The organism is Pseudomonas corrugata, assembly GCF_050920615.1.
Classification (GTDB): domain Bacteria; phylum Pseudomonadota; class Gammaproteobacteria; order Pseudomonadales; family Pseudomonadaceae; genus Aquipseudomonas; species Aquipseudomonas corrugata.
Window position 1 is genome coordinate 3,193,388 of sequence record NZ_CP130434.1, and the last position, 17,061, is coordinate 3,210,448.

Genomic DNA, 17,061 nt, shown 5'->3' on the forward strand with positions numbered 1-17,061 from the left:
CTGCATTCATGACCGGCCATCGCCAAAAATGAATCAGATCCGAAAATAGGTATCCATCTTGGGTGGATGGCCGACCCCTGGGCAGTGGGGGAGAGAGGAAAGATGACTACTGTTGAAGATTTCAAAGTCAAATCCCATGAGCTCCTGGTGGAGCTCGACTCGGCGACATCGGAGATGATGACGCTCATTTGTGCCCATCAGATGTCCGGGGACGCTTGGGAAGAAGCCGTAAGGCGTCAGCACGAAGCTTATGAGCGATGGGTCGGTTATATGAACGAGCGCGCCTAGACCTGCCGAGCCAGATTCTTTGAACCGACCCGGAGAGCCTGTGCCTAATCAACAGTGACCTGTGTGGCTGATTAGTACCGGCCACCAGGCTCTGTACGAAAAACCTTGATACTCGTTCATGCTGCGTTGAAAACAGCCTGACCTTCGTCTCAAGACTTTTCGTACAGCGCCAAGAGACCGTCAGGAGGATTGGGCCATGTCTGAATTAGCCAGTTATTTCTGGATTGCTGCCGCGGTGCTTCTATTGCTCGTGGATTTGTGGGCGATCGTCAGCGTGTTTCGTAGTGACAAGTCGGCCGGGACCAAGGCGGGTTGGGCCTTGTTGCTGATCATTCTGCCGGTGCTGGGTTTGATCATCTGGGGCGTTGCCGGGCCAAGGGGGATCAAGGAAGGGCCCTCCTCGCCGGAGCACAGCAAAGGCTAACGGTTCTGCCAGCGGCCGCCGGTGCTTTCACAGTCTTTTTGTGCTTGTTGCAGTGGCTCGACGCGATGGTAATACCAGATGATTTGCGCATGATCGGGAATGTTGACCGAGCCACCGCCGCTGTCTTTGCTGGTGGCGCTCCTTTTCGCGGTTTTCTGCATCTATCAATTTCGAGGTGCAATAGAATTCCGCATTCCATCGGCTTTCCAGCCGGTAGAACTCAGGAGAAGCTGGGCTGACGCAAAGCGCTAGCGGAACTTGGGCAAAGGCCGTTCAATGGGCTTGAGGGATGACAGTGCGTGCTGGATCGATGGAACGTCTTTATCGATATCGTTCAGGCGATCCCGGATACGCATGGCAGTCGGGTGCCCGCCATTGTGGTCGACCCAGTCGGCAATTTCCTTGCAGGCCGCCGTCAGGCGGGTCTGGCGCGATTCCAGCAGGGTGAGCAGGGTGGTGATGGACTCTTTTTCAGACATGTCACACCTCCATTCAGGGTTGATGAGGCAGCACGAAACCCGCCGCAGACGGGTCGTACTGTCGTTTAAGCGTAGTTCAGTTATTGCCGGTTTGCCGGGGGAATACGGCGCCCGGCGGGTAGCCGGCGCCGAATGATGAAGGCCACGATCAGCCGGACTCCTTGATCCAGGTGGGCGCGACGCTCGCTCGCCAGCGCACGTCGGTGATGCCATATTTTTCCGCAAGGGGTTTGGTAACCCGCTTGACTTTCTCCCTCCCGAATTTGGGTATGCGCCCGACACCTGCGTCGCAACTGGCCCAATGCCAAGCTTCGGAGTTATTCATCGCTTCGGCTCGAATGATGAATGACTTGGGCTCGCCATGGAGCATGTAATCGATGATGTAAAGCGATGGCCCGCCCATAAATCCTCCCTAATTAGTTCTATACGGATGGATGCGGAGGCGTTCGGAAAATTCAATCCAATTTCCGGACGGTCGAAATAGACCGGTCAGGCGCCAGGTCTGATCAATGACAAGCGAGACGAAGCAGTGCTCACCGCCAGGAACCAAACCCGGTTAACCTTCTCCAAGGTGGGTTTCAAACATCATGCGCCAGGGAGCGGAGGCGTAGCAGTGCGGTATTACCTAAAGGCAGAACATGAAAAACATCGCCAGGGCGCTGGTCATTGCGGTCATCGCCAGCGGTTTGTCGGGGTGCATCGGCTCACCCATCGAATTGACTGCGCAAACCGAGCAACGTTTGCGTGAACAACCCCCGATCCGTTTCCTGCTGACCTTCGATGACGGTCCGAGCGCATCCTCCTTCTGGAACCCGAGCATTGACGTATTGGATGCCCTTGCACAGAACCCGGTCCAACCCGGGATCAAGGCAGTATTCTTTGTCCAGACCCGTGCCTGGCGCGCCGGCGATAGCGATATCGGCCGCTCGGTGATGCATCGTGAGCAAAGCGAAGGTCACGTACTGGGTTTTCATACGGCCACCCATTGGCACACCAATCATCGCTCCCTGAGTCCCGAGGACCTGGAACAGTCGCTCATCGACGGTGGAACCGACATTGCTGCCATCACCGGTGCGGCGCCGACCCTGGTAAGGCCGCCGTTCTGGAGTTATGACCGGCGCACGTTCGCGGCCTACCAACGGCATGGCATGCATGTACTGCTCACCGACCTGAGTGCCAACGACGGCAAGATCTGGGGGATTACCGTCAGTCCGCGACGACGGATCAACCTGGTCCGCCAGCTCTCCGAAGTGCGCGAGCGCATCGCGGCCGGGCAATTGCCTGCAGTCGATGGCGTGATTCCGGTGGTTGTGACGTTCCACGATCTCAATCGCTATACCGCTCGACACGCCCGGGAATACCTGCAGATCCTGATCGACAGCGCCAGGGTTACGGGCGTGAGGACCGACGCCAAGCCATTCTATGACGATCGCCAGGCGCTGACGCGGGCGGCCATGGCGCGTACGGTCAAGGAAAGCGGCCAGCCGGTGCGCTTGCCCGGCCTGTGGGATTGGCTTTGGGACTCGGATTCGCACTGAAGGATGTGGCGACGTTCGGTCGTCTCTACGGCGCAACTGAGTGTAAGGTAGGCGATGTAACCCTTGGTCCTACCGGAGGAGGTGACGATGAGTACCGCAATGCTGACGAAAATGCACATCAACGGTTATGACGTTCTCAGCGTAAACAGCGGCCCATGGAGAGTCTGTACCCAGGCTGACCGGTTGGGTTCCTTCGCTTCGCGTGAAGAAGCACTGGCTTACGCCGCGGCGTTGCCGACCAGGAGAGACCGCGAGGCGCGGGCGACGAACGCCAAATAACCGCGGCGGACGCTAACCCCGTGGGAACGGGCTGCCCGCGAAGGCATCGGCAGATCCAGCCTCGATGCAACTGAGCCAACGCCATCGCGAGCAAGCTCGCTCCCACAAGTATTCCGAGTGATCACACCAGCTGTGTTTGCCAGCAAGACCTGTGGGAGCGGGCTTGCTCGCGATGGCGTCGGCACGTCCACCAACGATGTTCGCCTTGCTCAGGGCTGCGCCAGTTCCAGCGGAATCTCCAGCGTGAAGAGGGCGCCTTGACCAGGTCCGTCACTATGGACATGGAGACGGCCATTCATCTCGACTGCTGCCAAGGCGCAGCTGTGCAAACCGAACCCATGGCCATCCTTGCGAGTCGTGAATCCGTGATTGAAGATGCGGGCCAGATTATCGGGGGCAATACCTTCACCTAGATCCTTGACGCTGAGGCATAGCGTTGTCCGGTCGATGATCCGTATGCCCAGGGTCATCTCCCGTGGTTCGGGCACATGGGACATTGCGAACTTTGCATTACTGATCAGGTTGATCAGAACCAGCAGCAGCCTGTGTTTATCGCCCAGGATCATGGGCGTATCTTGATATTCCTTGATGACAGTGACGTGGTGCCGGCTCAGCGCACCCGAGTTCATACGTAATGCATCTTCGAACAAGTCACTGACATTGAGCGGTTCGATCAGCCGTGCCGCCCCGGCATAGGATTGTTGTGTGGTGACAATTTCCTTGATGTGGTCGACGCTCTTGGTCAGCTGCGCCAGTTCATCGATGAGCAATGCTTGCTCGGCGGCGATGGAATCGACCAGTTCGTTGAAGTAACGGGGGAGCAACTTGCCCTTCTCATCGAGGGTAATGAACTGGCCCAGGTCGCCGGCGTGTTCATTCATCATATTGACCGCTTTTCCGAGTCCCAGTGTCTTGCTGTTCTTCAATTTGCGGGTAACGAGCTCCGCGGAAATGTTCACGCTGTTAAGCACGTTCCCGACGTTGTGCAGTACGTTGGTGGCGATCTCGGCCATGCCCGCCATTCGCGCCGCGTCCACGAGCTCACGCTCGGCCTCCATCAGTTCACGAGTGCGCTCTTCGACCCGTTCCTCCAGTCGTTCATTGGACGACTGCAACGCCTGGTTGATCAGGTTGATGACGGCGTAGCTGCGCACCAATCGCACGGCCAGGTAGATCATCAGCAACGCCATGAGCGTGGCGCACACGCCCAGGTAGATGTGATATTGACGTTCTGTTTCAGCTGTCCGGCGCTGTGTCTCATTCAACAGTTCATTGATGTTATCCAGCTCCTGGGCCACCGGAATCACGTTGATGCGGTCAAGCAGATCATTGACGATCGGCTGCTCCTCGATAATCGACCGGACATGCTGCGTCAGCGTGATAAAGGGAGGCTGGTAGGAGGCGGGCAACTGCTGGATGTAGTTCTTCAGCTCGTCCAATTGACTCTCTATCTGCCTGGCTTTGTCTGATGTGACATACGCCGCGTACTCCAGGGTCGTCAAGGTCAGTTCAAGGACATTGGAGGCAGCTGTCAGACGCTCCGTCGCACTGCCGATGTTCAACGTCTTGAGCAGTGCCTGAATGTCATCCTCGGCCGTGGGCAACGCATCCAGGGCTGTACGCAAGCTAGCATTGTGCTGTTCGAACTCTTCTACCAGCAGGGTCTTGTTCTTGATCGCGTCGACATAACCCTGGCGCCTGGAGTTCCAAAGTGCGGCCAAGGGGCCTGCGTTGTTGAGCTGTTCCAGTTGCTCCCATCGACTGCCCGCTTCCGGCGGCGGCGCCAGCGACAGGTTGTTATTGACGCCGATCTTCTTCCTCAGAATCTTGACGTTCCAGTTGGCGTCGGACTGTTTGAGTTGCCGGATGAAATCACGAGATTCGAAGTAGGTTGTGGTGTCGTACGTATACGACTTGATCAGAAAGAATATCAAGGCCGAGAAAACGGCCAGCGCGACAGCCAACAAGGCAGGCCACTTATATTTTTGGATAATTGTGGTCACGCTGTTCTCCTGTCCGGGATGTTGATCGACGGATTCGCCGGGCTTCCGGATCGGGCAAGGTTTTCAGGGGGTGGGACGATGAGCTGAAGCTGTATGGATCGGATGGGATGGCGCGCTGGCCTGTTTATGCCTGGGTACACGTTGAGCTCCCTGCTAACGATGAACTGTGGGTTCGTCATTCAGGCCAGTGTAGCGCTAACGGGGAACGGGGCGATGTTCCTGCTGGGAAACAGGCGCGGCCATGGCGGGCCGCGCCGCAGAATCACTTGGTGTCGATAAAGGGCAGGGTGCCACCGGGCAGCACGGTGGTCGGCAGGACTCCGTTCCAGCGCTCGGCCTTGGTCAGTTCCACCAGGTTCTGGTTGCTGGCCAGCGCCTGAGCCCGAGCCTTGATCGCCTCGGCTTCGGCCTTGCCGCGCAATTCGGTGGCCAATGCATCCGCCTTCGCCTGGGCGATCTGCGAGTCGGCTTCCGCCTGGGCCTGGGTCACGCGAATCTGTGCCTGGACCTGCTCAGTGGCGAGCTGTTGCTCGCGGGTCTTGACCTGGACTTCCGCTGCCATGCGCGCTTCGATCGCTTTCTCGTAGGCGTCACTGAAATCGATGTTCTCAACCTGGACGCTGTCGATGATCACAGGGCCGGTGATGGTGGACTTGATGGCGCTCGAGATATCGTTGACCAGCTGGACGCGGTTCTGCACAGCGGCCACGGCATTGAACCTGCCGAACACGTTTTCTACCTGGGTCGGCACTTGCCGGCTGATCATCCGGTCGCGAATACCTTCGATATCCTTGAACTGGCTGTAGACCTTCGCCACGTCCGCCGGGGCTATGTGCCAGGACACCGACACCTTGAGCTGGGCGGACTGTTGATCCTTGCTGTAGGCCTGGAGGTCTTCATAGGAAGTGACCTGGCTTTGTACGCTGATCAGGCGCACGGATTCGATGAAGGGCGCCTTGAACGACAATCCTGGCTCCACGACTCCGACCAGCGCGCCGTTGCGCAGAAGTACGCCGCGCTCGGTTTCGTCGACCGTGTACCAGCTGCCAAAGAATACGCATAACAGGACGATGGCCATGATTGCTGCAACGAGAGAGCCGATGGTTTTGCGGGTCACTGTTCTTTCCTTGAGTGAGGGCTGCGCGCGATGCGCCTTGTCCGGTACTGAAGTCGACGGCCGCTTTCTGGACGCCAGACACGAAAAAGCCCTGAATTATCAGGGCTTTAACGTACAAATATGGCGGAGGCGATGGGATTCGAACTCATGGACCTGTTACAGTCGACGGTTTTCAAGACCGTTGCCTTAAACCACTCGGCCACACCTCCGTATTGCGTTGCGGGCGCCATAATACCCGAATGAAACACACTGTCAAACTCTCTGCGTAGCTTGTTACAGGGCGTCTGTTATGATCCTTGCCACTGAATGTTTCAAACCGGAGGAGTGTCGCCATGCGCGAACAGGATTACGCAGTGAACAACAGCGTGCAGGCCGAGCAGCTAGAGGTTAGCCGCGTCCTGCGCAACACTTATGGCTTGCTGGCACTCACGCTGGCTTTCAGCGGTGTGATGGCTTACGTCGCCCAGCAGATGCATGTCGGCTACCCGAACGTGTTCGTGGTGCTGATCGGCTTCTATGGGCTTTTCTTCCTGACCAACAAACTTCGCGATTCGGGCTGGGGCCTGGTTTCGGCGTTCGCCCTGACCGGCTTCATGGGTTTCATACTTGGCCCGATCCTCAACCTTTACCTCAAGATGCAGGGCGGTGCTGAACTGGTCAGCTCGGCTTTTGCCATGACCGCGCTGGTGTTCGGTGGGCTGTCGGCCTATGTACTGATTTCCCGCAAGGACATGAGCTTCCTGGGGGGCTTCCTCACCGCCGGTTTCTTTGTACTGGTTGGGGCGATGCTGGTCAGCTTCTTCTTCCAGATCAGCGGTCTGCAATTGGCGATCAGCGCAGGTGTCGTATTGTTTTCCGCGCTGATGATCCTGTACCAGACAAGCGCCATCATCCATGGCGGCGAGCGCAACTACATCATGGCCACCATCAGCCTGTATGTATCGATCTACAACCTGTTTATCAGCCTGTTGCAGTTGTTTGGCCTGATGGGCCGCGACGACTGATTGCATACGCTACCCAAAGCCCGCTTCGGCGGGCTTTTTTTCGCCCGCGGTTTGTGTTGTGGCTAATTGCCTTGAAAGTGCCGCTATGTGATGGCGGCTTCAAAAAAATGATCTACACCTAGGGCAAGGGAGCGGTATTGCCAGGAAGGTGAAATGGACCGTTTGGCCATGCGCAGTCTCGCATCAACCGTTGAGGCACTTGTGTTCGGCGACCGAGCCTGGACCGACCGTGCCCGGCCTCAAGCCGAAGGAGCTAACTGACAACTATTGAAAGTGGACCGTGACAGGCTTGGCGCCGTGCCGCCTGGAAACAGAAGGAGGTCCTGCGCATCGGTCAGGAGGCCGATGAGAGGGCGCTTCCCTATAAGGAGATATCTGATGACCCATCCTCAAGGAAAAGCCGCTGCATTTCTGATCCTGGCAGGCGCGATGTCCGTGACCAGCGCCCACGCCGGAATCTTCCCTGATTTTGGCTATGCCCCCCCAAAAAGTGACTACTCTGGAGAGCTTTTCCAGCTCAGTCAGAACTATCCCACCGTGGCGCCGGGCGCATCTTCGATGCCGGCGTTCTTCAAGCAACTACCCAAGACATTCTCCAACGACTTTGAAACCTGGCGCCCGTATATGAACGAGGCGAAGAAATACTGCCTGGAGGGCAATATCGGCATTGGCTGGAATGTGCAGAAGAACAAGGTTCGCCAGTGGTACCACATGCCTTGGCAGCATTACGGTCTCAATGGCCGCGAGGGCATTCACGGGCTTACCAAGGAGGCGCCAATCCAGCCCCAGCAGTTGGCGAGTACGCAAACCGGCAGCGGGCAGACCTATGCGGTGGGTATCTACAACGACATAGGGGCCTACACCATTGGCCAGGTCTGGAAAGACCCGCAGAACCCCGATCCGAGCTACACCTCCAAACCCAAGGGCTTTGGTAACGGCACGGTCGTGTGCAAGGCGCTGTTTGCCGATATCGATGTCAGTACGGTGCCGTTCCTGGCCAACCCATTGCTGTGGAAGGCTTACACCGCCAAGACGTTCACCTCGACAAGCCGTGCCGTGACCAATGTTGCGCTGATACAGATGGACATTGCTGTGCGCGACACCCGGGTGAGCGATACCGGGTGGCTCTTCGGAACCTTCCAATACAACGGCGCCATTACCGGTAAAGCGAATTGGGACAACCTGGTGCCGGTGGGAATCATGTGGGGGAACGATCCCCAGGAGAACGGCCATGCTTTCACCAACCCAACACCAACCGAAACCAAAATCAACAAGGCGTTGAAGCAGACCGCAATCAATGCCAATACCAAGGAACTGCCGCCGACCCATCTGGGGTGGAACGGGCGCCTCAATGGTCCGGTGGACAATCCCCAAGCGTCCTGCACGAGCTGCCACATGACCGCGGAATACCAGCAACGGGCGCTGATGAACCCGACGTTCCAGGCCAATCCGCCGCCGGTCGGGGGTGATGTCTGGATGCAGTGGTTCCAGAATATTCCGGCCGGACAGCCTTTTACACCGAGTGCACAAAGCACCGACTACAGCTTGCAGTTGTCCGGTGCCCTGGCCAACTTCTATAACTGGAAGTGCAACCTCAGCGGGGTTTATGCGGACAAGAAAAATGTGTGCGACAAGGCACAGCCACTTACGTTGATGAAAGAGAGCAATGTGCCCGAGGAGCAGGTGCACAAGGTACAACGCAGCCCGGAACCGGAATGACGTGAGCCCGGCCTCGGTCCGTCGCCGAGGCCGGATCCGACTCAGGCCATCGGTGGCAGGCGCCGCTTGACCGGGGTCTTCTTGACGATGGCAGTATTGGTTTCGGCAAGGACGTTGAGCTTGTCCAGCACCGTATCCAACTGTTCCATCGAGCGAACGTGCAGCCGGGCAATGAAGCAATCGTCGCCGGTCACCTTGTCACATTCGGTAAATTCGGCGATGGCCTGGATCTGCCGTTCCACTTCCTGTAACTGCCCCGGTAACGGGCGGATACGGACAATGGCCTGGAGTTGGTAGCCGAAACACTTCGGGTCTACCTCAACGGTATAGGCCCTGAGCACGCCGCGTTCCTCAAGCCGCCGCAGGCGCTCGGCCACGCTGGGCGAGGAGAGGCCGCTCAGGTTCGCCAGGGCCTTGAGCGAGCGCCGTGAGTCTTCCATCAACGCGCTGATGAGAATCTGGTCAATATCGTCGGTCATCTCGACTCCGTTAGGCGATTGGCTGAAGTTGCCTTGAAAAAAAAGGTCGAATGCCAGTTTAGCCTTTTTCAAACCATGGAGAAGCCCTTCACTGCCTTGTCATACTGTGCTCCACTTGCTGAAGGAGCCTGATGATGGACAAGACCTTACGTCGCGGTTCGCTGGAAATGACCGCCGCCATGTTGATTTCCGGAACCATCGGTTGGTTCGTGCTGGTTTCCGGCCTGCCGGTGCTGGATGTAGTGTTCTGGCGCTGCGTGTTCGGCGCGGCAACCTTGTTGTTGATTTGCGCCGGTTTCGGCTTTTTACGCCGGGACATCCTGACCCGAAGGACATTTCTGCTGGCGGTGCTCAGTGGGGTGGCGATTGTCGGTAACTGGGTGTTGCTGTTCGCTTCTTACTCACGGGCCTCGATTGCAATCGGTACCGCGGTGTACAACGTCCAGCCGTTCATGTTGGTGGGGTTGGCTGCGCTGTTCCTGGGGGAGAAAATCACCGCGCAAAAATTGTTCTGGCTGGCGGTGTCGTTTCTCGGGATGCTGGCGATTGTCAGCGCCCACGGTGAGCAAGGGCAGGGCAACGGCGAGTATCTGGTGGGTATCGCCCTGGCACTTGGGGCTGCGTTGCTGTACGCGATTGCCGCGCTGATCATCAAGCGCTTGACCGGTACGCCACCGCACTTGATTGCGCTGGTGCAGGTCAGCACCGGGGTATTGCTGCTGGCACCCTGGGCAAACTTCTCGGCTTTGCCGCAACAGCCAGAGGGCTGGGCCAGTCTCGTCACCCTCGGCATGGTCCACACCGGGGTCATGTATGTGCTGCTGTACAGCGCGATTCAGCGCTTGCCGACCGCGATCACCGGCGCGCTGTCATTCATCTATCCGATCGCGGCGATCTTCGTCGACTGGTTCGCCTTCGGCCATCGCCTCGAACCGTTGCAATGGCTGGGTGTCGCGGCGATCCTGCTGGCGGCTGCCAGCATGCAGCAGGGCTGGGGCATCAAGGCGCGGCGTCCAGCCCTGCAGTAACGCGGGTCAGAAGATGTAGTCGGTGGTCAGGAAGTTCGAGTCCCGCTCGCGGATGATGTCGCTGATCAGTGCCTTGTTGCTCTCCTGGAATTTGGTCGCTACCAGGGTGCGGATCGAAAAGGTACGCAACGCATCGTGCACCGACAAGGTGCCCTCGGCCGAATTCTTCCGGCCGTTGAACGGGAAAGTATCCGGCCCGCGTTGGCACTGGGCATTGATATTGATGCGCCCGACCTGGTTGGCGAATGTGTCCACCAGCCTGCCGACTTCAGCCGGATGAGTGCCGAAGATGCTCAGTTGCTGGCCGAAGTCGGACTCCAGCACGTAGTCGATCACTGTGTTGAGGTCGCGATAGGGCACGATGGGCACGACAGGGCCGAACTGTTCCTCGTGATAGACCCGCATCGCGGTGTTTACCGGATAGAGCACGGCGGGATAGAAGAATGAACTGCGAGATTCGCCGCCGTGTGCATTGGTCACCGCCGCACCCTTGGCCACCGCGTCGTCCACCAGGGAACGCAGGTAATCGATCTTGCCGGCCTCGGGCAGCGGCGTCAGTGCCACACCGTCCTCCCACGGCATGCCCGGCTTGAGGGCGGCGAGCCTGGTGTTGAATTTCTCGATGAACGCGGGTGCCACGTCTTCATGGACGAAGAGGATTTTCAGTGCGGTGCAGCGTTGGCCGTTGAATGACAGCGAGCCGGTCAGCGCTTCGCTGACGGCATTGTCGAGGTCGACGTCCGGCAACACCAGTCCCGGGTTTTTCGCATCCAGCCCCAGGGCGGCACGCAGGCGGTGTGGGCGCGGATGGAGTTTCTTCAGGTCGCTGGCGGCCTTGTTGGTGCCGATGAAGGCGAAGATGTCGATCTTGCCGCTGGCCATCAACGCGCTGACGGTTTCCCGGCCGCTGCCGTAGATCACGTTGATTACGCCCGCCGGGAAACTGTCGCGGAAGGCTTCCAGCAGCGGACGCACCAGCAGGACGCCGAGCTTGGCCGGCTTGAATACTACGGTGTTGCCCATGATCAAGGCGGGAATCAGGGTGGTGAAGGTTTCGTTCAACGGGTAATTGTAGGGCCCCATGCACAGGGCCACGCCCAGGGGAACGCGACGGATCTGCCCGAGGGTGTCCTGCTCCAGTTCGAAACGACTGGAGCGCCGGTCGAGCTCCTTGAGGGCATTGATGGTATCGACGATGTAGTCACAGGTGCGGTCGAACTCCTTCTGGGAGTCCTTGAGGTTCTTGCCGATCTCCCACATCAGCAACTTGACGACGGTTTCGCGCTGCTCGCGCATGCGTGTCAGGAAAGCCTCTACGTGCCGGATGCGCTCAGCTACTCGCATTGTCGGCCACGGGCCCTGGCCGCGGTCGTAAGCCCGGACGGCAGCGTCCAGGGCGGTGAGGGCGGTCTCGGCATCGAGCAGCGGCGTACTGCCAAGTACGACCTGTTCATCACCTTGTTCACCGGCCAGGCATACCGGGCTGCGCACGACGGCCAGCGGTCCCGGCCAGGTCTCGAGGACACCATCGACCAGGTATTCACGCTGCTCGATCCGCTCTTCGAGGCGATAGGCCTGGGGAATATCGGTGGGACTGGGAAACAGATCGGCGAGAAGGTTGGTTGTGGTCATGTCGTTACTCCCTCAAAGAAATGAACCCTGACGACTGACCGTCGTCTTCGCTTCCAGGGTTATACGCCTTAATGGGGGGAGTTTTTAAGTGGCAAGGGCCGGCAGCTGCGTTTTTGCCGACCCGGATGCGCAATGCTGCTCACTTGAGACTTGCGCAGTTCATTGTGGCGAGGGGATTTAGCGAAACGTCGCACCGCCCCGCTGGGCTGCGATGCAGTCCCTGAATACAGGCATCGTGTTGTGCCGAGCTGATCGCATTCAGGCTTTCTGGGACTGCTGCGCAGTCCAACGGGGATAAATCCCCTCGCCACAGTTCGGGGTCTCACCAACGCATCCGTACGCCCAGGCTGGCAATGACGCCATTGAGGTCGTTGTCGTCGACGTCGCTGCTGTAATCGGCGCTGACATACAGGCTTACCACGGGCGTGACCCGGGCGACCAGGCCCAGGCCCAGCTCGACGGTGGAGGATTTGCGACTACTGCTGATCTTGTCAACCTTGCCCAGGGATAGGGTGTCGGCGCTCTGGACGGTGTGCCACAAGTTGGTCCGCACGTAAGGCTCCACGCCCAGGCCGTTGACCTCGTAAGTACCTTTGAGCCGTGCCCCCACACGCCCGCTCCAGGTCCTCAGTGCACTGCTGTTGCCATCCTCGGCGTTACCGGTGTCGAGGGTCACACGCTGGTTGATCAACTGTGCCTGGGGCTCTACCACCCAGTTGTCACTGATGCCAATGGGAAAGCCGCCTTCGACCGACAGCGTGACGGCATGGCCCTCGGCCGCCTGGCGCTGGCCCTGCTCGGTGCGGCTGTAACCGTTGACCCTGCCGCCACTGGCGCTCAGGTCCACATGCCAGCCAGTGGGGCCAGTGAGGCTCCAGTAGGCACCCAGGTTCGTTCCTTGCAGATTCAACGCGTCTTTGCCCGGTTCGGCCATGGCCGGGCTTACCAACACGCCGCCGACATTGGCGATGATCTGGTTCTGGCCACCGATCAGGCCCATGCGCTGGGTATGGCCATTGTCGTTGGAAAGCGTGAACAGCCCTGGGCTTTTGTCGGATGCCGAGTCGGTGTTGATGAGGGTGGCATTCGGGTTGTCGGAGGGTGTCTGGCCGTACCTGGATTGCGGCGATTGCTCGACGGGCCAGGCCATGACCTCCATGGATGAGCACAGCAACAACGAAGTGGACACGGCGTAAAAGGTGGTCGTGATTTCTTGTGAGCGGGGGGAAGTTCTCATGGGGGTCTACCTTGCAATCGCATGCGTCTCTCGCTTAGGGCGTCTCTCCTACCCCGAATGAGGGGCGACCGAACGGATTGAGGCAAGTCTCGGGCGGCCCGCCGCAACGGGTTCCCGAGGCCTGCCCCTGACTGTATTTCCGGGGGTAGTACGGTGTAGTCAAGAAGACCGATGTCATCGCGTCAAGAAACTGTGCGATGAATGGCGATATGAAATCAGCTCAAATAAATAGCTGATTCTTTTCAGTTATCCGTAGAGCAGAATGACGTCAAATCACCGTCGTGAGCGGCCGCTTCAATGTCACCAACTGACCCGCACACCGAGATTGCCCGCCACGCTGCGTTGCTGGTTGCTGTCCAGGTTGTTGCTATAGTCCGCGCTGGCGTAGACGCTGACCGAGGGCGCCAGGCTTACGATCACGCCGACCCCCAGATCGCCGGTGGAGGCGCGCTGTTGGGTTTCGACCCGCTCGGTGTTGTCGAACGTCACTGTGTCGGTGCCGGAAAAGGTGTGCCACAGGTTCGCCCGCAGATACGGTTCGGCGGGCATGCCACTGACCTGATAGTGGCCCTTGAGCCGGGCGCCGAGGCGGCCGGTCCAGGCACTGTCGGAATCGAATTCGACCCTGGAGATCCCGTCGTCCTGGGTGTCCAGGGATATTTTCTGGTGGATGACCTGGACCTGTGGTTCCAGGACCCAGTCAGCGGCTACGGCGAATGGATAGCCGGCCTCTGCGGAAAGCGTCAGGGCGTGCCCACGATTGTCGATCTTGAGACCGCGTTCGGAGCGATTGTCGCCGTCCAGCCGCGTGCCCATCACGACCGCATCGACGTAACCGCCAGAGGGATCGGCGAGCGTCCAGTAGAGCCCGTAGCTGTCGCCGTCGAGTTCTATCTTGCCGGCGCGTCGGCCTCGGAAGCCCTGGTTGAAGCCGTCGACGTTACCGTTCAGTTCCGTGTGGCCGACGAAGAAACCGATGCGTTGGGTCTGGCCGCCGGACATCGGCGAGCTGTACAGGTCGTTGCCCACCTGGAAGCCTTTGATGGAACCGTCGAACCGAGGCGAGACCGTACCGGCCCAGGCCTGGTCCAGATCCTTGCCATAGACCCGGCCCCAACCCGCGCCGAACGCACCGGTTTCGTTGAGCAGGCGCTGGTCGCCCTGGCGGTCATGGAAGGTGCCCAAGGCCATCAGGGTCAGTTGCGCGGCGGCAGGAGGCAACACCGACCAAGTGGGCACTTCCGGGCGATACAGGGGAATGGGCGCGGCGCCCGGCACGGCAGTGGGCAGCGCAGGCAAACCCGGGCTGGCCGCCGCCACCGGGCCGGCGACCACGGTCGAGCGCAGGTACCAGTTGTTGTCATTGCCGTTCACGCCGCCCTTGAACAGACGGTAATCGAAGGCGCCGGCCGACACCGCATTAGCCAGCGAAAACGCGCCACTGTCGCTGACCGCGCCGCCTTGGGCCTGGACCAGCTCGATGCCGTTCTGCGTGGTCAGTGCGCCCGCGCCCCCCAGATTCGTGACCGTGATGGCGGTGGTTCCCGTGAGCGTTCCACCATTGACCACCAGCTTGTCGCTGGGGGAATCATCGGCCCCCAGGACCGATTGCAGGCGTAGCTGGCCGTTGTTACCGACGTAGTTACCCTGCACGGCGAGGGTGTCGCTGGTGCGGCTATTGCCCTGGGTAAGGTCCACCGTCCCGCCGTTGTTGAGCGTTGCCAGTTGGCCGGCGGCGAACGGTGTGAGGCTGCCCTGGGTCGAGGTCAACACGCTGCTGCCATCGAGGGTGAGGGTGCCCGTGGCGGTGGCGCTGTCGCCCAGGACCAGAGCGTCATTCAGGTCCAGGCGCGAACCCTGGGTGAGGTTGACGCTCTCCCAGTTGACGTAACGAGCGCCCGTACTGGAGGTGCTGCCTTCAAGGGTCAGGACGTCCTGGCCCAACCCGCCGTTCAGGCTTGGGGTGATGGCGAGCGTCGTTTCATCGAGACCGCCCAACAGCGCCGTGTCATTGCCGTCGCCCATCAGAATGGCAGAGTGGATCAGGCCGCCGCTCCACTGCAACTGGTCATCTCCGGCACTGGCTCGGACCTCGCCGATGATCTCGCCACCGCTGACAGTAATGCTGTCATTGCCGCCACTGACGCTGACGTTGCCGCCAATGCGTCCCGCAGACAGGATGATGGTGTCCTGGCCGAAGCCGGTCACCAGGTTACCGATGATCTGGCCGCCCGACATGTCGAAAAGGTTGTCATCGAGCTTCATATCGACCCGGCCGATCGTACCGCCGCTCATGTGCGCGATATCGCCGTCTTCGAACGCATCGACAATGGTGCCGCCGGACATCGTGAAGGTATCGAGGCCATCACCCTGGGACAGGGACAGGATGCGGCCGCCCGTCATGAGAAAGTCGTCGGCCTCGGAGCCTTGGCTGACGTCACCGTCAATCACACCGTTGGCGTGGATTTCGATGTGATCGGCACCATCGTCAAACGTGACGTCGCCCTGGATGACGCCACTGCCGTTGGCAGGCATCGTCAGGCTGTTGTTGCCTGAAAGGTCCGTCAGCCCGGGGCTGGTGCCGCTGTCGCAGACATAGGTGTCATTACCTGCGGTTGGCGTCAGCGTACAAGCCGCCATGGCGGTGGGAAAGGGCAGCAGGAAGGGGGTCGATATCCATAAGGCATTGAACAGCCGCTTGAAAGCGTGATCTTGCGAGCTCATGTGCTATCCCTCTGCATCGGCATTCGAGGAACGCCGGTTTCAGCATCGGCTGCACGACAGCTGGCACACTGGGCCTGGCAACGCTCGCTGTATGGGATGGCACCGTAACAATGAAAAATATACGTCGCTACTGTCAGAACTTACAGGTGGCCCGTTGTCATCAACGATTCGTCACCGGGTTCACAGATGCACTTCCACTGACAGCGGCAAGTGATCGCTCAGGTGTGTCCAGGGCTTGCTTCCGAGGATTCTCGGGCCATGGCTGGTGGCGTTTCGCAAGTAGATACGGTCCAGGCGCAGCAGGGGGAAACGGGCGGGGTAGGTTCTGGCCGGACGGCCGTGGTGGTGTTCAAAGGCTTCATGCAGATACTGACGCTTGGCAAGGGTGATATTGCCGCGCAGTTGCCAGTCGTTGAAGTCGCCGGCGATGATCACCGGAGCGTCATCGGGCAGGGATTCGAGCAATTGACAGAGCAGTTTGAGCTGCAGTTGACGATGGCTTTCCAACAGGCTCAGATGCACGCAGATGCCGTGGACTTCGGCATGGCCCGGCACGTCCAGCACGCAGTGCAGCAAGCCACGTCGCTCCGGGCCGGTGATTGAGACGTCGAGGTTGCGGAACTGGCGGATCGGGTATTTGGACAGCAGCGCGTTCCCGTGATGGCCGTCGGGGTACACCGCGTTGCGGCCGTAGGCGAAGTCGCTCCACATGCTGTCGGCAAGGAATTCGTACTGTGACGTTTGGGGCCAGTTGTCGTAGCGCGAGGCATGGCGGTCATGCTCGCCGAGGACTTCCTGCAGAAAAACCAGGTCGGCACCAGTACTGCGCACCGCTTCACGGAGTTCCGGCAGGATGAAACGGCGATTGAGGGCGGTGAAACCCTTATGGGTGTTGACCGTCAGTACCCGTAGCCGATGGACCGCCGCAGGCGAGTCCAATGGCACCGATTCGACAGCTTGCCAGTCGGGATCGCGAGTCACGTTCACTCCTGAATCAGACGTACCTGTTCATGCGACTGACGGGCAGCATCGGCAGTTCCGGATATTTGCTGCGTTTTCGCGGACCGGCTCGTGTCGATAGAGAAGAATGGCGTTCACAGAACTGCGTTG

The 17,061-nt window shown here is 59.4% G+C and carries 17 protein-coding genes and 1 tRNA gene; 7 read left to right on the forward strand and 11 right to left on the reverse strand.

The annotated features are described in order from the left end of the window. The first annotated feature begins 102 nt into the window (after positions 1 to 102). Positions 103 to 288 carry a hypothetical protein gene (locus QZH45_RS14415; protein ID WP_024780004.1) on the forward strand — a complete coding sequence of 62 codons (186 nt, stop codon included), beginning with the start codon at positions 103 to 105 and terminating at the stop codon, positions 286 to 288. 196 nt (positions 289 to 484) lie between these two features. Continuing rightward, the gene (locus tag QZH45_RS14420) at positions 485 to 712 is read left to right on the forward strand and encodes a PLD nuclease N-terminal domain-containing protein (RefSeq protein WP_024780005.1); all 228 of its coding nucleotides are present in this window, start codon (positions 485 to 487) and stop codon (positions 710 to 712) included. On the opposite strand, the gene QZH45_RS14425 is transcribed toward QZH45_RS14420, so the two are convergent. The 3 genes from QZH45_RS14425 to QZH45_RS14435 all read right to left on the reverse strand — a co-directional run bounded on the left by QZH45_RS14425 (position 709) and on the right by QZH45_RS14435 (position 1,594). Beyond that, the gene (locus QZH45_RS14425) at positions 709 to 873 is read right to left on the reverse strand and encodes a hypothetical protein (protein WP_155514779.1); all 165 of its coding nucleotides are present in this window, start codon (positions 871 to 873) and stop codon (positions 709 to 711) included. The two genes, QZH45_RS14420 and QZH45_RS14425, sit on opposite strands and share 4 nt — an antisense overlap. A gap of 87 nt (positions 874 to 960) precedes the next feature. Beyond that, positions 961 to 1,191, reverse strand: coding sequence for a hypothetical protein (locus tag QZH45_RS14430; protein WP_024780006.1), 231 nt, complete (start codon positions 1,189 to 1,191; stop codon positions 961 to 963). 148 nt (positions 1,192 to 1,339) lie between these two features. Continuing rightward, a complete protein-coding gene (locus QZH45_RS14435) occupies positions 1,340 to 1,594 on the reverse strand; it encodes a DUF6555 family protein (RefSeq protein ID WP_024780007.1) in 255 nt (84 codons plus the stop codon). A gap of 235 nt (positions 1,595 to 1,829) precedes the next feature. Here QZH45_RS14435 and QZH45_RS14440 point away from each other — a divergent pair, with 235 nt between their 5' ends. Together QZH45_RS14440 and QZH45_RS14445 are read left to right on the forward strand one after the other, a co-directional pair. After that, the gene (locus tag QZH45_RS14440; protein WP_024780008.1) at positions 1,830 to 2,729 is read left to right on the forward strand and encodes a polysaccharide deacetylase family protein; all 900 of its coding nucleotides are present in this window, start codon (positions 1,830 to 1,832) and stop codon (positions 2,727 to 2,729) included. Between the two features lie 87 nt (positions 2,730 to 2,816). Beyond that, positions 2,817 to 3,008, forward strand: a complete 192-nt coding sequence (locus QZH45_RS14445) for a hypothetical protein (RefSeq protein ID WP_024780009.1) — start codon at positions 2,817 to 2,819, stop codon at positions 3,006 to 3,008. Positions 3,009 to 3,217: 209 nt separating this feature from the next. Here QZH45_RS14445 and QZH45_RS14450 read toward each other — a convergent pair whose 3' ends face one another. From QZH45_RS14450 to QZH45_RS14460, 3 genes are all read right to left on the reverse strand, one after another. Beyond that, positions 3,218 to 5,011 (reverse strand): DAHL domain-containing protein, encoded by a 1,794-nt coding sequence (locus tag QZH45_RS14450; RefSeq protein WP_024780010.1) that lies wholly within the window; start codon positions 5,009 to 5,011, stop codon positions 3,218 to 3,220. A 262-nt stretch (positions 5,012 to 5,273) separates the two neighbouring features. Next, positions 5,274 to 6,128, reverse strand: coding sequence for a prohibitin family protein (locus QZH45_RS14455; RefSeq protein ID WP_024780011.1), 855 nt, complete (start codon positions 6,126 to 6,128; stop codon positions 5,274 to 5,276). A 121-nt stretch (positions 6,129 to 6,249) separates the two neighbouring features. Next, positions 6,250 to 6,337 (reverse strand) — tRNA-Ser (locus tag QZH45_RS14460). Between the two features lie 123 nt (positions 6,338 to 6,460). Between QZH45_RS14460 and QZH45_RS14465 the strand changes: the two genes are divergently transcribed. Together QZH45_RS14465 and QZH45_RS14470 are read left to right on the forward strand one after the other, a co-directional pair. After that, entirely contained in the window at positions 6,461 to 7,132 is a 672-nt protein-coding gene (locus QZH45_RS14465) for a Bax inhibitor-1/YccA family protein (protein WP_024780012.1), read from the forward strand. A gap of 378 nt (positions 7,133 to 7,510) precedes the next feature. Then, positions 7,511 to 8,851 (forward strand): hypothetical protein, encoded by a 1,341-nt coding sequence (locus tag QZH45_RS14470; protein WP_055135485.1) that lies wholly within the window; start codon positions 7,511 to 7,513, stop codon positions 8,849 to 8,851. 41 nt (positions 8,852 to 8,892) lie between these two features. Here the strand turns inward: QZH45_RS14470 and QZH45_RS14475 are convergent, their stop codons facing one another. After that, the gene (locus tag QZH45_RS14475) at positions 8,893 to 9,330 is read right to left on the reverse strand and encodes an Lrp/AsnC family transcriptional regulator (protein WP_024780014.1); all 438 of its coding nucleotides are present in this window, start codon (positions 9,328 to 9,330) and stop codon (positions 8,893 to 8,895) included. A gap of 134 nt (positions 9,331 to 9,464) precedes the next feature. On the opposite strand from QZH45_RS14475, the gene QZH45_RS14480 reads away from it, so the two are divergent. Further along, a complete protein-coding gene (locus QZH45_RS14480; protein WP_055135486.1) occupies positions 9,465 to 10,358 on the forward strand; it encodes a DMT family transporter in 894 nt (297 codons plus the stop codon). A gap of 6 nt (positions 10,359 to 10,364) precedes the next feature. On the opposite strand, the gene QZH45_RS14485 is transcribed toward QZH45_RS14480, so the two are convergent. The 4 genes from QZH45_RS14485 to QZH45_RS14500 form a co-directional block, all read right to left on the reverse strand. Further along, entirely contained in the window at positions 10,365 to 11,990 is a 1,626-nt protein-coding gene (locus tag QZH45_RS14485) for an NADP-dependent glyceraldehyde-3-phosphate dehydrogenase (protein WP_024780016.1), read from the reverse strand. A gap of 322 nt (positions 11,991 to 12,312) precedes the next feature. After that, positions 12,313 to 13,227, reverse strand: a complete 915-nt coding sequence (locus QZH45_RS14490; protein ID WP_024780017.1) for an autotransporter domain-containing protein — start codon at positions 13,225 to 13,227, stop codon at positions 12,313 to 12,315. Positions 13,228 to 13,527: 300 nt separating this feature from the next. Next, a complete protein-coding gene (locus tag QZH45_RS14495) occupies positions 13,528 to 15,951 on the reverse strand; it encodes an autotransporter outer membrane beta-barrel domain-containing protein (RefSeq protein ID WP_055135487.1) in 2,424 nt (807 codons plus the stop codon). 180 nt (positions 15,952 to 16,131) lie between these two features. Further along, positions 16,132 to 16,932 (reverse strand): endonuclease/exonuclease/phosphatase family protein, encoded by an 801-nt coding sequence (locus tag QZH45_RS14500; RefSeq protein ID WP_055135488.1) that lies wholly within the window; start codon positions 16,930 to 16,932, stop codon positions 16,132 to 16,134. Positions 16,933 to 17,061 lie beyond the last annotated feature (129 nt).

What these genes read in the sequence shown, in the direction of transcription:
- QZH45_RS14470 (WP_055135485.1), top strand. Translation starts at nt 7,511, where the DNA reads ATGACCCATCCTCAAGGAAAAGCCGCTGCATTTCTGATCCTGGCAGGC.
- QZH45_RS14445 (WP_024780009.1), top strand. Translation starts at nt 2,817, where the DNA reads ATGAGTACCGCAATGCTGACGAAAATGCACATCAACGGTTATGACGTT.
- QZH45_RS14495 (WP_055135487.1), bottom strand. Translation starts at nt 15,951, where the DNA reads ATGAGCTCGCAAGATCACGCTTTCAAGCGGCTGTTCAATGCCTTATGG.
- QZH45_RS14415 (WP_024780004.1), top strand. Translation starts at nt 103, where the DNA reads ATGACTACTGTTGAAGATTTCAAAGTCAAATCCCATGAGCTCCTGGTG.
- QZH45_RS14485 (WP_024780016.1), bottom strand. Translation starts at nt 11,990, where the DNA reads ATGACCACAACCAACCTTCTCGCCGATCTGTTTCCCAGTCCCACCGAT.
- QZH45_RS14465 (WP_024780012.1), top strand. Translation starts at nt 6,461, where the DNA reads ATGCGCGAACAGGATTACGCAGTGAACAACAGCGTGCAGGCCGAGCAG.
- QZH45_RS14420 (WP_024780005.1), top strand. Translation starts at nt 485, where the DNA reads ATGTCTGAATTAGCCAGTTATTTCTGGATTGCTGCCGCGGTGCTTCTA.
- QZH45_RS14490 (WP_024780017.1), bottom strand. Translation starts at nt 13,227, where the DNA reads ATGAGAACTTCCCCCCGCTCACAAGAAATCACGACCACCTTTTACGCC.
- QZH45_RS14435 (WP_024780007.1), bottom strand. Translation starts at nt 1,594, where the DNA reads ATGGGCGGGCCATCGCTTTACATCATCGATTACATGCTCCATGGCGAG.
- QZH45_RS14475 (WP_024780014.1), bottom strand. Translation starts at nt 9,330, where the DNA reads ATGACCGACGATATTGACCAGATTCTCATCAGCGCGTTGATGGAAGAC.
- QZH45_RS14440 (WP_024780008.1), top strand. Translation starts at nt 1,830, where the DNA reads ATGAAAAACATCGCCAGGGCGCTGGTCATTGCGGTCATCGCCAGCGGT.
- QZH45_RS14425 (WP_155514779.1), bottom strand. Translation starts at nt 873, where the DNA reads ATGCAGAAAACCGCGAAAAGGAGCGCCACCAGCAAAGACAGCGGCGGT.
- QZH45_RS14430 (WP_024780006.1), bottom strand. Translation starts at nt 1,191, where the DNA reads ATGTCTGAAAAAGAGTCCATCACCACCCTGCTCACCCTGCTGGAATCG.
- QZH45_RS14480 (WP_055135486.1), top strand. Translation starts at nt 9,465, where the DNA reads ATGGACAAGACCTTACGTCGCGGTTCGCTGGAAATGACCGCCGCCATG.